The following is a 14771-nucleotide window of genomic DNA, read 5'->3' as shown; positions in this document are numbered from 1 at the left end:
CGCCCTTCCTCTACGGTCACGTCTTGTTGTTGTTTTAGTGGTCACATTCACCTTTTCGCACAACGATCCCGACTAGTCCTGGCAATCGTGGCGAGGGGCATTCTAAACACATCCACTCAGGATTCGTGAACCGCCCGGCGAGAAAAAACGGGCTACGCTGACGAGAACTGACCGGTCACGGTTTGGCCGGTTGAAATTGCCGAACAATTGGCACAGATTGGCAACCAAACAACTACAACAACGACATCACCAGTCTTCCTGCCGAGCTTTACACACGGTCCGACAGACATCCCTCCAGGCCTGCGGGGAAGGTGAGAGTTAAAGACCAAGGGGTCGCTGTTTGAAAAGAAGTCTGTTCATCACGGGTCTCAGTGGATTCGTGGGACAACATATCCAGTCGCGTCTCATGCTCGACGACTCGACATGGAATCTGCTGCCTGCCGCTTCGCCCTATGACCTGACGAAACCGCACAGTCTCGTCGACCTCTGGCCACAACTGCCTGACGCCGTCATTCACCTGGCCGGCCAGACATTCGTGCCTGAAGCCTTTCGCGATCCGGCCCGCACTTTCGAGATCAACCTGCTCGGCACCCTGAACCTGCTGCAAGCCCTCAAGGCGAGAGGCTTCAACGGCCCGTTCCTGTACGTCAGCTCCGGTGACGTGTACGGCCAGGTCGACGAAGCTGCGCTGCCGATCACCGAACAACAACCGCCCTGCCCGCGCAATCCCTACGCCGTGAGCAAACTGTCCGCCGAGCACCTCTGCCTGCAATGGGGCCTCAGTGAAGACTGGCCGGTGCTGGTGGCGCGTCCGTTCAACCACATCGGCACCGGGCAGAAAGACAGCTTCGTGATCGCCAGTGCCGCACGCCAGATCAGTCGCATCAAACAGGGGCTGCAAGGGCCGCAACTGGAAGTCGGCGACATCGATGTCACCCGGGACTTCCTCGACGTCGACGATGTGGTTTCGGCCTATTTCGCGCTGCTGGAAAAAGGCACGCCGGGACAGGTGTACAACATTTGCTCAGGCCATGAGCAAAGCATTCGCAGCCTCATCGAACAGATGGGCGATCTGGCCGAGGTCGAGCTGCAACTGGTTCAGGATCCGGCGCGCATGCGTCGCGCCGATCAGCGTCGCGTCTGCGGCAGCCATCAACGGCTCGCCCGGACCACAGGATGGACGCCGCAAATCTCTATACAACAATCCCTGCGGGCGATCCTGTCCGACTGGGAGAAGCGAGTACGACAAGAATGACAAAAAGTGCATTGATCACAGGGATCACCGGTCAGGATGGCGCCTATCTGGCCAGACTGTTGCTCGACAAGGGCTACAAGGTTCACGGCCTGGTGGCGCGACGCAGCAGCGACTCGCGCTGGCGCCTGCGGGAAATGGGCGTTGAAGGCGACATCGTGTACCTGGACGGCGACATGGCCGACGCCTGCTCGGTGCAGCGCGCAGTCATCAAGTCGGCGCCGGACGAGGTGTATAACCTCGCCGCACAGAGCTTCGTCGCCGCGTCCTGGGATCAACCGGTGACCACCGGCATCGTCGATGGCCTGGGCGTGACTCACCTGCTCGAAGCCATTCGCCAGTTCAGCCCGCACACGCGCTTCTATCAGGCATCGACCAGCGAAATGTTCGGTCTGATCCAGGCCGAACAACAGGACGAGAACACCCCGTTCTACCCGCGCAGCCCGTACGGCGTGGCCAAACTCTATGGCCACTGGATCACCGTCAACTACCGCGAAAGTTTCAACCTGCACGCCAGCAGCGGCATCCTGTTCAACCATGAATCGCCACTGCGCGGCATCGAGTTCGTGACCCGCAAGGTCACCGACGCGGCCGCCCGGATCAAGCAGGGCAAACAGCAGGAACTGGCCCTGGGCAACATCGACGCCAAGCGCGACTGGGGTTTTGCCGGCGATTACGTCGAAGCCATGTGGCTGATGCTGCAACAGGACAAGCCTGACGACTTCGTGGTCGCCACCGGGGTGACCACTACCGTGCGCGAGATGTGCCGCATCGCCTTCGATCACGTGGGCCTCAACTACCGCGACTACGTGAAGATCGACCCGGCGTTCTTCCGCCCGGCCGAAGTCGAAGTACTGCTCGGCAACCCGGCCAAGGCTCAGCGCGTGCTGGGCTGGAAACCGAAGACCGACCTGGACACCCTGATCCGCATGATGATGGATGCGGACATGAAACGCGTCGCCAAGGAGTAGGCCATGCTGATTCCCGTGATTCTGTCCGGCGGTGCCGGTACCCGTTTGTGGCCGGTGTCCCGCGAGGGCCATCCCAAGCCATTCATGACCCTGCCCGACGGCCAGTCGCTGCTGGGCAAGACCTATCGGCGCGCCGCCGGCCTGCTGGACGGCTGGGGCGACATCGTCACGGTGACCAACCGCGAGTACTACTTCCAGAGCAAGGATCACTATCAGGCCGCGCGCCTGTCCCGGCATCGCGGGCACTTCCTGCTCGAGCCCACCGGGCGCAACACCGCCCCGGCCATCGCGGCAGCGGCACTGTCGCTGCAAGCCCTGCATGGTGATGCGGCCATCATGGTGGTGATGCCCGCCGACCATTTGATCGTCGACGAAGACGCACTCAAGCGTGCAGTCGAACACGCAGTCAACCTGGCGAAGGACGGTTATCTTGTGACCTTCGGCGTGGTGCCGACCGCCCCGGAAACCGGCTTCGGCTACATCGAGACCGGCGCCCCGCTGGATGCAAAAGGCGCAGCCAAGGTGCAGCGCTTCGTGGAAAAACCCGACCTGCAAACCGCCACTCACTACCTGGAAAGCGGCAACTTCCTGTGGAATTCGGGGATGTTCTGTTTCTCCATTGCGACCCTGATCGCCGAATTGCAACTGCACGCCCCCGAGCTGCTGGAACAAACCCGCGCCTGCATGGCGGCGAGTGAGCCGCTGGAAACCACCGGTTACCTGCAACAGGAACTCTCTGCGGCGTTGTTCGCCGAAATCACCGACATTTCCATTGATTACGCCCTGATGGAGCGCTCGGAAAAAGTCGCGGTCGTGCCCGCCGGTTTCGACTGGAGCGATATCGGTTCGTGGGGCGCGGTCGCCGCGCTGGTGCCGGCCGACGCCGACAACAACCGCGCCAGCGGTGAGGCCATCTTCATCGACAGCCGCAACAACTTCGTCCAGAGCGAAGGCCGATTGGTGGCCGCTGTGGGCGTGGAAGACCTGATCGTCATCGATACCGCCGACGCCGTACTGGTGGCCCACGCCGACCGCGCCCAGGATGTGCGGCGCGTGGCCAAGCAGCTCAAGGACAAATCCCACGAAGCCTATCGCCTGCACCGTACGGTCAGCCGTCCGTGGGGCACCTACACCGTGCTCGAGGAAGGCCCGCGCTTCAAGATCAAGCGCATCGTGGTCAAGCCTGGCGGCAAGCTGTCGTTGCAGATGCACCATCACCGCAATGAACACTGGGTAGTGGTCGAAGGCATGGCCAAGGTCACCAACAACGGCAGCGGCACGACCCTGGTGGCGAAGAACGAATCGACGTTCATCGCCGCCGGCCACAAGCACCGTCTGGAAAACCCCGGCGTGATCGATCTGGTGATCATCGAAGTGCAAAGCGGTGAATATCTGGGAGAGGACGACATCGTCCGCTTCGAAGACCAATATGGCAGGACGGTTTAAATGCTGCTTTCCCTGTATCGCTCGCTGCAAGGCTATCGAGGTTTCATCCTCGGCAGCGTGCAGCGAGAATTTCAATCGCGCTACCGCAACTCGCTGCTCGGCGCTCTGTGGCCAGTGTTCAACCCGCTGTCGATGATCATCGTTTACACCGTGATCTTTTCCCACATCATGCGCGCCCGCTTGCCGGGCGTGGATGACAGCATGGCCTACAGTGTTTACCTCTGCGCCGGTCTGCTGGCCTGGGGTCTGTTTTCTGAAATCACCCTGCGCAGCCAGACCATGTTTCTGGATAACGCCAACCTGCTGAAAAAGATCAGCTTCCCCAGAATCTGCCTGCCGGTGATTGTGCTCTGCAATGCCGCCATCAACTTTGCCATCATCATCGGGCTGTTCCTCGGGTTTCTGCTGATCACCGGACGTTGGCCGGGCATGGCGCTGCTGGCGCTGATTCCCCTGATTGCGCTGCAAATGTTGTTCTGCGCCGGACTGGGCATGATTCTCGGCGTGTTGAATGTGTTCTTTCGAGACGTCGGTCAGCTCTTCGCCATCTGCCTGCAGTTCTGGTTCTGGCTGACGCCGATCGTGTACCCGATGAGCATTCTCCCGGAGTGGGTCCAGCGCCTGCTCCAGCTCAACCCCTTGACCAATCTGATCGGCAGCTATCAAAACCTGTTCTTGTATGGGCAATGGCCCGTCTGGAGTTCCCTGCTGCCAGTGTTCATTGCCACGTTGGGAATGTGCCTGATCGGCCTGCGCCTGTTTCGCAGGCGCGTTGGTGAAATGGTGGATGAACTCTGATGGGGCATATTCGCGTAACCGGCCTGGGCAAGGCTTACAAGCTGTATCCGACACGCTGGAGTCGACTGACGGAGTGGCTGATTCCGTTTTCCGCTCCGCGCCACCGCCAGCACTGGGTGCTGCAGGATGTCGCATTCGAGATCGCCTCCGGTGAGGCGGTGGGTATCGTCGGCGCCAACGGTGCGGGCAAAAGCACTTTGCTGAAGATGATCACCGGCACAACTCAACCTACCTGCGGCAAGATCGAGATCAAGGGTCGCGTGGCCGCATTGCTGGAGTTGGGCATGGGGTTTCACCCCGACTTTACCGGTCGCCAGAATGCGATCATGGCCGGACAGTTGCTGGGCATGCAGGTTGACGAAATCGAAGCGTTGATGCCCGACATCGAACATTTCGCAGAAATCGGCGAGGCCATCGACCATCCTGTCCGCACCTACTCCAGCGGCATGCAAATGCGCCTGGCCTTCAGTGTGGCCACTGCGCGGCGTCCCGACATTCTGATCGTCGATGAAGCCCTGTCGGTGGGTGACGCTTATTTCCAGCACAAGAGCTTTGAACGCATTCGCAGCTTCCGCAAGGCTGGCACCACATTGCTGATCGTGTCCCACGACCGCTCGGCGATCCAGTCGATCTGCGACTCGGCGATCCTGCTCAAGGATGGCCATATGGCCATGTACGATAAACCGGAGGTGGTGCTCGACTATTACAACGCCCTGATGGCTGAGCGCGAGGGCCAGGTCGTGCGCCAGGAAATGCTCTCCAGTGGTGAAGTGCAGACCGTGTCCGGCACCGGTGAGGCTGGCATCCTGTGCGTACGCTTGCTGGACGAATGCGAACGCTCCATTGAGGCAGCCGAAGTCGGCCAGCCCGTCGTATTGGAAGTGGACGTCGAGGTTCGCAAGGACATCGAACGGCTGGTGCTCGGTTTCATGATCAAGGATCGCCTCGGCCAACCCATGTACGGCATCAACACCCATCGCCAGAATCTTGCACTGGAAGACCTGCATGCGGGCGAGCGGATTACCTATCGCTTCGCCTTCGTGATGGGGCTGGGAAAGGGCAATTACTCTGTGGCCCTGAGCCTCTCACGACTGGACTCGCATCTGGACCGCAATTTCGAATGGCGCGATTACGGACTGGTATTCCACGTGATCAACAACCGCCAGGAAGATTTCGTGGGCTGTTCATGGCTGGCTGCCAGGACATCGATCGCCCGGCATCCTGAAGTTCTTGTAGAGCGTGCGCCTTGAATCGTCTGCTGGTGGAATGCACCCACGTGTTCCAGCATCCGAAAGTCAATTCGGGGATTCAGCGGGTCGTCCGCAACGTCATCAAACAGTTACCACCAAGTGCCGAAGGAGTCGAATGCGTACCGGTGGTCATGCTCAAGGGCAAGCTGTACCGCGTGAAACGCCTGGCACCGTCGGACTCACCGCTGCTCAACGCTCTTGTCACGTTTGGCACACGGCTGGAACGCCTGACCCATCGTTTCTGGCAACTGCATCAACGCCTCGACAGCCATTGCCGCAACAAAACGATACGGCGGGTCCTGTATGTCGGCTATCGTCTGGCTTCGTTCGGCCTGTTCAGTATCCCGCTGCGGCTGATCGAACGCGTCAATCGTTATCAGTTGCCCAAACGCTGCGAGCCACTGGAGCACCAACCCGGCGATCAACTGGTGTTGCTGGATTCGTCCTGGCATTCGGACTTTTTCCTGAATGCCGAACGGCTCAAACGCGAAGGCGTGGGCATCGTCGCAGTGATCTACGACCTGATTCCCCTGACCCACCCGCAGTTTTACGACACGCGGCTGGTGCAGGTTTTCAGCGAATGGTTCGACTGGATTACCCGTACCGCCGACGGCTATCTGGCGATTTCCGCCACGGTGCGCGATCAGGTTCGCGAGGAAGTGCAGCGCCGCCTCGGTCCGGCACAAGTCGAAAAGCGCTGGTTCGACTATTTCCACCTCGGCTCCGAGCTGGATCTGCAGAGCGTCGATGCCGCCGTCGAACCGCAGCTGGAGCGTGTGTTCACAACACCAGAGCCAGTGTTTCTGATGGTCAGCACCATCGAACCACGCAAGAACCACGACTACCTGCTGGATGCCTTCGAGCGCGCCTGGGCAGCCGGTTCGAACGCACGCCTGTGCATCGCCGGACGCATCGGCTGGAAGTGCGACGCCCTGCTTGCCCGGGTGCGCAACCACGCCGAACTGAACCGGCGCCTGTTCATGTTCAACGACCTGAGCGACACCAGCCTGGAGCACGCCTATGCCCATTCCAGCGCCTTGGTGTTCCCGTCCTTTGTCGAAGGCTTCGGTCTGCCGCTGGTGGAAGCCATGCAGCGCGGATTGCCGGCGATGGGCAGCGACATCGCGGTGTTCCGCGAGATCGGCGGCGAATTCATGGCCTATTTCGATCTGCACGATCCGCAACAGCTCGCCGAGCTGGTCATGGCCTTCGAGCGCAGCGGCCGATTCCCCGCCGCCCGTGATGTAACCGACTGGCAATGGATCGGCTGGCGCGAAGCCAGTCAGCAACTGGCTGAACGCACCGCACGCCATGTGCTGCAGGCGCCTGCGGCGCAAGCGAGGTCCCATGCGCATAGCCCTTAACGCGCGGATTCTCCAGGCGCCGCGCACTGGAATCGGCCATTACGTCGCCGAACTGGTGAACGCCCTGCACACCGAGACCGATATCGACGTGGCGCTGTTCCACGGTTGGGGCTGGAGTTCGCAGTTGCCGGAAGCGGCGATGCCCGGTTACTCGCGTCTGACCCCGATGCTGCGCAAGATCCCCGGCGCCTACCAGGCACGCCGCTGGCTGGAACAGAAGCGCTTCGATCAGGGGCGCGCAACCGACATCGACCTGTACCACGAACCGAGCCTGTGGCCGCTGGCCTTCGACGGCCCGACCGTGATCACCCTGCACGACCTGACGCACCTGCATTTCCCGGAAACGCAGCCGCAGGCACGACTAAAGGAAATCGAGCGGCGACTGGCCGACGGCATCCGGCAGGCGCGGGTGATTCTGACCGACTCGCAAGCCATCGCTGACGAAGCCCAACGCTATTTCGGACTGCCCGCCGAGCGCTTTGTGGTCGCGCCCCTGGGTGTCGCCGAGCGCTTTCATCCGCGCGAACCGCAAGCCATCGACACGGTGCTCAAGGCGCATGCCGTGGAGGCACGGGAGTATTTCCTGTGCGTCGGCACGCTGGAGCCGCGCAAGAACCTGAGCCTGGCCCTGCGCGCCCACGCGCTATTGCCCGAAGCCGTGCGCCAGCGCTTCCCGCTGTTGATCGTCGGCATGGCCGGCTGGCAGCGCGAACAGTTCAGTGACGAATTGCGTCAGGCCCTGGCCAGCGGTCATGTGTGCCTGCTCGGCTACTTGCCGGATGAGCAGGTCGCACAATTGCTGGCCGGCGCCCGGGCGCTGGTTTTTCCCTCGTTGTATGAGGGTTTTGGCCTGCCGGTACTGGAAGCGATGGCCAGTGGCACGCCGGTGGTGGTCACTCGCTCTTCGGCAATGCCGGAAGTGGCGGGCCCCGCCGGTAACTATATTGAAGCTGACGATGCAGACGGCCTGCGCGATGCGCTGAGCCGCCTGATAGACGATCAAGCGCATTGGCAGGCATGCCGGGAAGCCGGATTGCAGCAGGCACGGCTTTTTTCCTGGAAGCGTTGCGCGCAGGCCACGGCCTGCGCCTACCGCCAGGCTTTGGGAGGTTGAATGCGAGTTCTTCATTTTTTCAAGACGTACCTGCCTGACTCGGTCGGTGGCATCGAGCAAGTGATCTTCCAGCTCTGCGAAAGCGGCACCCAGCACGGTATCGAAGGCCAGGTGCTGACCCTCAGCGCCAATCCCGAGCCTGCGGTGCTGCAACTGGGCCAGCACGAAGTGCATCGCGCCAGGCTCGACATCCAGTTCGCCTCCACCGGGTTTTCCTGGAGTGTGTTCAAACAGTTTCGCGAACTGGCCGCCGAAGCCGACGTGATCAACTATCACTTCCCGTGGCCGTTCATGGACCTGGTGCATTTCGCCAGCGGCATGAACAAACCGTGTGTGGTGACCTACCACTCGGACATCATTCGCCAGAAGAACCTGCTCAAACTCTACCGTCCGCTGATGAACCGCTTCCTCGCCAGCGCCGACCGGATTGTCGCGGCCTCGCCGAACTACCTGCACACCAGCGATGTGTTGCAGCAGTTCCAGGACAAGACCCGCGTTATCCCCTACGGTCTGAACAAGGCCGGTTATCCACAGCCCGACGTCGAGCGCATGAACCGCTGGCGCCAGCAGCTTGGGGATAAGTTTTTCCTGTTCGTCGGGGTGATGCGCTACTACAAGGGCCTGCACATCCTGCTCGATGCCTTGAAAGACGTGGACTACCCGGTGGTGATCGTCGGCGCCGGCCCGCTGGAACAGGAACTGCACGCCCAGGCGGCTGCGCTGGGGCTGCGCAACATCCATTTCCTCGGGCGGGTGAGCGATGAAGACAAGGTCGCCCTGCTGCAATTGAGCTATGCCATCGTCTTTCCGTCGCACCTGCGTTCGGAAGCGTTCGGCATTTCCCTGCTGGAAGGTGCGATGTACGGCAAGCCGATGATCTCCAGCGAGATCGGCACCGGCACCAGCTACATCAATATCCACAACGAAACCGGGCTGGTGGTGCCGCCAAGTCATCCACAGGCGTTTCGCGAAGCGATGCGTACCCTGTGGGAAAACCCGGCCCGCGCCGCCGAAATGGGCATCAAGGCTGAAGCCCGTTACCGGCAGTTATTCACAGCCGAGGAAATGGGCCGCAAGTGGACGGAGCTGTATCAGGAACTGCTGGAGGAAAAGGCGTTGTCCTACGCCTGATCCTCTACAGATCCAGCACCAGCGGCAGGGCGCTTTGCGCCGGCACCGCACAGCAGATCAGCACTTGTCCTTCCTCCGGCACTTCGGCCGGTGGCTGTGGATAATTCACCGCGCCGCTGATCAGCCGCGTCTTGCAGGTGCCGCATGATCCTCCGCGACAGCTGAATTCGGGACGCAGGCCACGGCTCTCGGCCAGCTCCAGCAGACTGCCGCCCTCGGGCTGCCACCGCGCTTCCTTGGCCGAACGTTCGAAGACCACCGGCACCGAAGTGGTGGCGGCCGGCAATTGTTCGATCACCATGGCGTCCGGATCGGCCTGGCGCTTGAGGGTCGAAGGACCAAAAGTCTCGGCGTGTATCTGGTCGTCGCGCACGTCCAGTTCGCGCAGGCTGTCGTACAGACCTTGGGTAAAAGCGCCGGGGCCGCAGAGAACAAAGTCGATCTGATCGAATTCGTCGATAAGGCTCCTCAACAAGGCACCGTCGATGCGCCCGTGCAGGTCGTAATCCTCGCCTTCCACCAGATCGGGCTCAGGCTGACTGAGCAAGCGCAATACCCGCACCGCATCGCCGGTGTCCTCCAGCAAGCGGTCCAGCTCCGCGCGAAACGGCTGGTCGGCAAGGCTGCGGGAACTCTGGATCAGCCAGGTCGGACGAATCCGCCGGGTGCGCAGGCCCTGATACACCACCTCGCGCAGCATCGACAGCAACGGCGTAATGCCAACCCCGGCCGCCAGCAACACCAATGGCCTGCGCTCCAGCGGCGCCACGGTGAAATGCCCTTGGGGCGAGCGCGCCTCCAGTACATCACCGACGCGCACCTGATCGTGCAGGTGTGTCGATATCCGCCCTTCACGTTTCACGCTGATCCGGAAGAAGTCGTCCGACGGAGCGCCAGACAAACTGTAAGTGCGAATGAACACCTCGTCATCGAGATTGAAACGCAGCGGCAGATGCTGCCCGGCCTGAAACACCGGCAAACCGGCGCCGTCCACGGGTTCGAGGTAGAACGAACGAATGTGTTGGCTCTGCGCCTCAATCCGCGTAACCCGCAGCGGCCGCCAGCTATCGCCCAGAGCCTGCGCCTGCAAACGCGCGTCGGCCTGGGCCCAGGTGCCGGTCAGCAGACTGGTCGGCGACATGCCGTCGAAGCGCCAGCGCAGGGCCAGCGCCCCCGGACGCCGCACCGCTTTTTCCACCTCGAACGTCCACAACCGCTCGGCGCCCTGGAAGGCTGCGATTTGCGGTCCTTCGAGAATGACCTCGGTACGGCCACTGAGCTGCAGCACGTCACCTGTGGAAAAGTCGATGAACAGCAAGCCGGCCCGGGGATTGAGCAGCAAGTTACCGAGAGTGTTGAAATGCAGGTTACCGGCAAAATCCGGGATGGTCAGGCGATTGCCCTCCACCCGCACGAAACCGGCCTGGCCGCCACGGTGGGAAACATCTACCGAGCGCTCGCCATCGACATCGACATAACTGGCGACGAAGAAGGTGTCGGCCGTTTCGATCAGCGCGACCGCCGCGTCATCAAGCCCATCGAAATGTTCGGCGCGCCGGGTCTGCGGATCCGTCAGCGGGACCCGCTGGAACTGGCGCAACTGAATGTACTGCGGGCAGTTGCCGAAGGACTGATCCACCGTCAAATCGAAACCGCTCGTGCCAAGATTGCCGATGCGGCCATTGAGGCGATTGCGCCGACGGGTGTGCAACTCGATGCCGAGCAGACCGATCGCCGCGCCGTCCTGCAACTGCGCCGGGTCATCGGCAGCAGGCAGGCTGTCGAAGTGCAACTGCGTCGGCTCGGGAGAGTGAGCGAAACCCGGCTCGCCCTCCAGCACGCTGGCCCACGGACGGCCATCGGCGTCCACCGCGCCGAACAGCATGAAGGGCAATTGCTGATAGAACTGACGGTGCTGATCCGGCATCCAGGTGCGAATCACCTTGCGACCGAATTCTTCCATGCGCTCGGCAACACCGACCTGCGCTTGCAGTTGCCGCTCGCCGGCGTGCCAGGGTGAACGTTCCATGACGACCTCTCCCCCACGCCAGCGGCGCAGTCTGGACGATGAACCTCAAGCCGTGGCTTGCAGACCGGCAACGGTGCGTGGCATCGCGACGAAACCTGGCAATGCTTCAATCCGCGCCAGCCAGGCGCGCACATTGGCGTAGTCGTCCAGCGACACATTGCCTTCCGGCGCATGGGCGATGTAGCTGTAGGCCGAAACGTCGGCGATGGTCGGTTCGCTGCCGACCAGGAACGGAGTCTTGCCCAGTTCCAGATCCATCACCCTGAGCAGGTTGTGCGCACGGGTGATCGCTTCATCGGCGTCGAGTTTTGCCCCGAACACCGTGACCAGCCGCGCTGCCGCCGGACCAAAGGCAATCGGCCCGGCCGCCGCCGACAACCAGCGCTGGACGCGCGCTGCGCCGACCGGATCGTCCGGCAGCCAGCGACCGTTGCCGTACTTCTGCGCCAGATACACCAGAATCGCGTTGGAATCGGCCAGCACCACGCCGTTGTCATCAATGGCCGGTACTTGTCCGAAGCTGTTGATCGCCAGGTATTCGGGTTGTTTGTGCTCGCCCTTGGCCAGATCGACGAAGATCAGTTCAGTCGGCAATTGCAGCAGTGACAGCATCAGCTCGACCCGGTGGGCGTGGCCGGAACGCGGGAAGTTGTAGAGTTTGATCGCTTGCATGGTCGACTCCGCTGGACGTTTGCGCCGCCCGGAATGGGCGACAACCGTGGCAGCCATCTTCCGCCTATCGCGAAAACAACAGAATCACCAGCAAACGCAATCCATTATTTCACTGGATGAAATAACGCCGCGTTTTTCAGGGCCGGATGCCCGCGCAAGGCGTTCACGGTGTAGTCGACAAAACTGCGCACCCGAGTCGGCGCCTTGCGCCCGCCCTGATACACCACGTGGATTGGCAGCGGCGGCAACTCGTACTCGGCGAGGACGATTTCCAGCTCCCCGGAAGCGATCTTGCCGGCGACCTGATAAGACAACACCCGGGTCAGCCCGAGCCCCAGGCAAGCGGCAGTAATTGCCGCCTGATTGCCGGTGACCACCAGTCTCGGCTCGGGGCGGACGACCAGGGGTTCACCGTCCTCCAGAAACGGCCAGTTGCGCAGTTGCCCGATGGACGAGGTCGCCACCACGGGCGCGCCGGCCAGATCCTGTGGATGGGTTGGTCGCCCATGCGCTGCAAAATAATCCGGCGAGCCGCAGATCACCCGCCGCACCTCACCGACCCGAATCGCATGCTGATTGCTGTCCGGCAACTCACCGATACGGATCGCTACATCGACCCCTTCCTCGACCATGCTCACCACGCGATCCAGCAGCAAGGCGTTGATGGAAACGTCCGGGTATTGCGTCAGATAACCCGCCATCACCGGTGTGACAAACAGCTCGCCGAACAGCACCGGCGCCGTCACCGTCAATTGCCCACGGGGCTGGGTGTGGCTGCCGGCGGCGGAGTCTTCCGCTTCCTGCACCTCGGCAAGAATCCTCCGACAGTCTTCCAGGTAACGCTGGCCCGCCTCGCTCAGATGCACGCTGCGGGTGGTGCGAATCAGCAATTGCGTACCGATCCGCTGCTCCAGCGCCGCCACCGCCCGGGTGACGCTGGCCGCCGACAGCCCCAAGCGCCGCGCGGCAGCGGAAAAGCCCTGTTCCTGAGCAACGGCCGCGAAGATGTGCATTTCCTGGAAGCGATCCATGGTGTCCCCGAAGTGGATAAAAAAATCGCAGCAACTGCTGCGATTCATCTGTGATTCGATTCCGGTGTCTGCATCCCGACAACGCGATGCAGACCCGGAATGTTTCCCGATCAGGTCAGGACTGAGAAACCGGCTGATCGCCGGTCACCCGTGCAGCCTGTCCGGCCGCCGGTTTGACCCACGTCAGATACGCCAGCACCAGCAATCCGATCCAGACCACGCCGACAATCAACGCTGCCTGAGTATCCGGAAAATAACCCAGCACGCCGAACACGAACAGCATGAAAGCAATCGCTGCCATCGGTGCGTACGGCCAGAACGGTACCGGGAATTTCAGTTGCGCCACCTGCTCGGCCGTCATCGAGCGACGCATGGCCACCTGGGTGAACAGAATCATCAGCCAGACCCACACCGTGGCGAAGGTTGCGATGGACGCGATCAGCAGGAACACGTTTTCCGGGATCAGGTAGTTCAGCAACACGCCCAGCAACAGCGCGCAGCTCATCACGATCACCGTCAGCCACGGCACGCCATTGCGCGACAGGCGCGCAAAACCTTTCGGTGCATGCCCTTGCTGAGCCAGGCCGTACATCATCCGGCCTGCACCGAAGATGTCGCTGTTGATCGCGGACACCGCCGCCGAAATCACCACGATGTTCAGAATGGTGGCCGCCGAGCTGATGCCCAGATGGTCAAAAATCTGCACGAACGGGCTGCCCTGGCTGCCGATCTGCTGCCACGGGAAGATCGACATCAGCACCAGCATCGTCAGCACGTAGAACAGCAGGATGCGCATCGGCACGGCATTGATCGCCTTGGGCAGCACGCGGTGCGGGTCCTTGGCTTCACCGGCAGTCACGCCGATGATTTCGATGCCGCCGAAAGCAAACATCACCACCGCAAACGAGGCGATCAGGCCGCCCACGCCGTTGGGCATGAAGCCACCCTGGGTCCACAGGTTGCTGATATCGGTGGCCTGCCCGGGGGCGGTGCTGATGCCGAACAGCATGATGCCGAAGCCGCCGAGGATCATCGCGACGATGGCCGCGACCTTGAGCAACGACAGCCAGAACTCCATTTCACCGAAGACTTTGACGTTGCACAGGTTCAGGCCGCCGACCACCGAAACGATGCCGAGTACCCAGATCCAGCGCGAGACTTCCGGAAACCAGAAGCCCATGTAGATGCCGAACGCCGTCACGTCGGCCATGCCGACGATGACCATTTCGAACGCGTAGGTCCAACCGAGAATGAAGCCCGCCATGGGGCCGAGGTAGGTGCTTGCGTACTGCCCGAACGAGCCGGCGACCGGGTTGTGCACCGCCATCTCGCCGAGGGCGCGCATGACCATGAACACCGCTGCGCCACCGATCAGGTAAGCGAGCAGAACCGCAGGACCGGCCATCTGGATGGCCGACGCAGAACCGTAGAACAGCCCGGTACCGATTGCCGATCCCAGGGCCATGAAGCGAATGTGTCGGGCCGAGAGCCCGCGTTTCAAACCTTTTGCTGACTGCTGCATTTTTCGTCCTTATTTATTTTTATTCGACGCAAAAATCGAAACGCCAACAGGCCGGCCTCCACGCAAAGTGGAAGACAGCCTGTTGGCGATGAGGCACTTACAGACTCGGCAGCAGGTTCGCCGGCACCAGATCATTCAGCGTGCGCGACGCCAGCAGTTCAGTCGCCGCATTAATGTCCGGCGCAAAGAAG

Annotated in this window: 13 protein-coding genes; 8 read left to right on the top strand and 5 right to left on the bottom strand. The window is 61.6% G+C overall.

Going from position 1 to position 14771, the window contains the following annotated elements; genetic code table 11:
* Positions 1 to 340 precede the first annotated feature (340 nt).
* The 8 genes from ACKLNA_RS08060 to ACKLNA_RS08025 are packed head-to-tail and all read left to right on the top strand — an operon-like array spanning position 341 to position 9326.
* Complete coding sequence (locus tag ACKLNA_RS08060; RefSeq protein ID WP_408985569.1) at positions 341 to 1255, top strand: GDP-mannose 4,6-dehydratase; 915 nt, start codon at positions 341 to 343, stop codon at positions 1253 to 1255.
* On the top strand, positions 1252 to 2223 hold the full coding sequence (gene gmd / locus ACKLNA_RS08055) for a GDP-mannose 4,6-dehydratase (RefSeq protein WP_085708757.1): 972 nt from the start codon (positions 1252 to 1254) through the stop codon (positions 2221 to 2223). The genes ACKLNA_RS08060 and gmd overlap by 4 nt, the downstream gene beginning before the upstream one ends.
* Positions 2224 to 2226: 3 nt before the next feature.
* On the top strand, positions 2227 to 3669 hold the full coding sequence (locus ACKLNA_RS08050) for a mannose-1-phosphate guanylyltransferase/mannose-6-phosphate isomerase (RefSeq protein WP_134828579.1): 1443 nt from the start codon (positions 2227 to 2229) through the stop codon (positions 3667 to 3669).
* Positions 3670 to 4467, top strand: coding sequence for an ABC transporter permease (locus ACKLNA_RS08045; protein WP_408985568.1), 798 nt, complete (start codon positions 3670 to 3672; stop codon positions 4465 to 4467). It abuts the gene before it with no gap.
* Positions 4467 to 5717 (top strand): ABC transporter ATP-binding protein, encoded by a 1251-nt coding sequence (locus ACKLNA_RS08040; protein ID WP_408985567.1) that lies wholly within the window; start codon positions 4467 to 4469, stop codon positions 5715 to 5717. Before ACKLNA_RS08045 ends, ACKLNA_RS08040 begins: the two co-directional genes overlap by 1 nt.
* Positions 5714 to 7081 (top strand): glycosyltransferase family 4 protein, encoded by a 1368-nt coding sequence (locus tag ACKLNA_RS08035; protein ID WP_408985566.1) that lies wholly within the window; start codon positions 5714 to 5716, stop codon positions 7079 to 7081. The genes ACKLNA_RS08040 and ACKLNA_RS08035 overlap by 4 nt, the downstream gene beginning before the upstream one ends.
* Positions 7065 to 8195 carry a glycosyltransferase family 4 protein gene (locus ACKLNA_RS08030; protein ID WP_408985565.1) on the top strand — a complete coding sequence of 377 codons (1131 nt, stop codon included), beginning with the start codon at positions 7065 to 7067 and terminating at the stop codon, positions 8193 to 8195. The genes ACKLNA_RS08035 and ACKLNA_RS08030 overlap by 17 nt, the downstream gene beginning before the upstream one ends.
* Positions 8196 to 9326 (top strand): glycosyltransferase family 4 protein, encoded by a 1131-nt coding sequence (locus ACKLNA_RS08025; RefSeq protein ID WP_408985564.1) that lies wholly within the window; start codon positions 8196 to 8198, stop codon positions 9324 to 9326. It begins immediately after the preceding gene.
* Positions 9327 to 9330: 4 nt separating this feature from the next.
* On the opposite strand, the gene ACKLNA_RS08020 is transcribed toward ACKLNA_RS08025, so the two are convergent.
* The 5 genes from ACKLNA_RS08020 to ACKLNA_RS08000 form a co-directional block, all read right to left on the bottom strand.
* Positions 9331 to 11355, bottom strand: coding sequence for a pyridoxamine 5'-phosphate oxidase family protein (locus tag ACKLNA_RS08020; RefSeq protein WP_408985563.1), 2025 nt, complete (start codon positions 11353 to 11355; stop codon positions 9331 to 9333).
* A 45-nt stretch (positions 11356 to 11400) separates the two neighbouring features.
* Positions 11401 to 12027 carry a glutathione S-transferase family protein gene (locus tag ACKLNA_RS08015; protein ID WP_408985562.1) on the bottom strand — a complete coding sequence of 209 codons (627 nt, stop codon included), beginning with the start codon at positions 12025 to 12027 and terminating at the stop codon, positions 11401 to 11403.
* A gap of 104 nt (positions 12028 to 12131) precedes the next feature.
* Positions 12132 to 13058 (bottom strand): LysR family transcriptional regulator, encoded by a 927-nt coding sequence (locus tag ACKLNA_RS08010; protein WP_408985865.1) that lies wholly within the window; start codon positions 13056 to 13058, stop codon positions 12132 to 12134.
* Between the two features lie 115 nt (positions 13059 to 13173).
* Positions 13174 to 14580, bottom strand: a complete 1407-nt coding sequence (locus ACKLNA_RS08005; RefSeq protein WP_085731279.1) for an amino acid permease — start codon at positions 14578 to 14580, stop codon at positions 13174 to 13176.
* A 97-nt stretch (positions 14581 to 14677) separates the two neighbouring features.
* On the bottom strand, positions 14678 to 14771 hold a 94-nt coding region (locus ACKLNA_RS08000), incomplete at its 5' end, for a hypothetical protein (RefSeq protein WP_408985864.1).

The sequence above is a fragment of the Pseudomonas sp. UV AK001 genome (assembly GCF_046097675.1).
In the GTDB taxonomy this organism is placed as follows: Bacteria; Pseudomonadota; Gammaproteobacteria; order Pseudomonadales; family Pseudomonadaceae; genus Aquipseudomonas; species Aquipseudomonas kribbensis.
The sequence above is the reverse complement of the archived record's forward strand: the minus strand, read 5'-3'. Positions and strand labels throughout refer to the sequence as shown.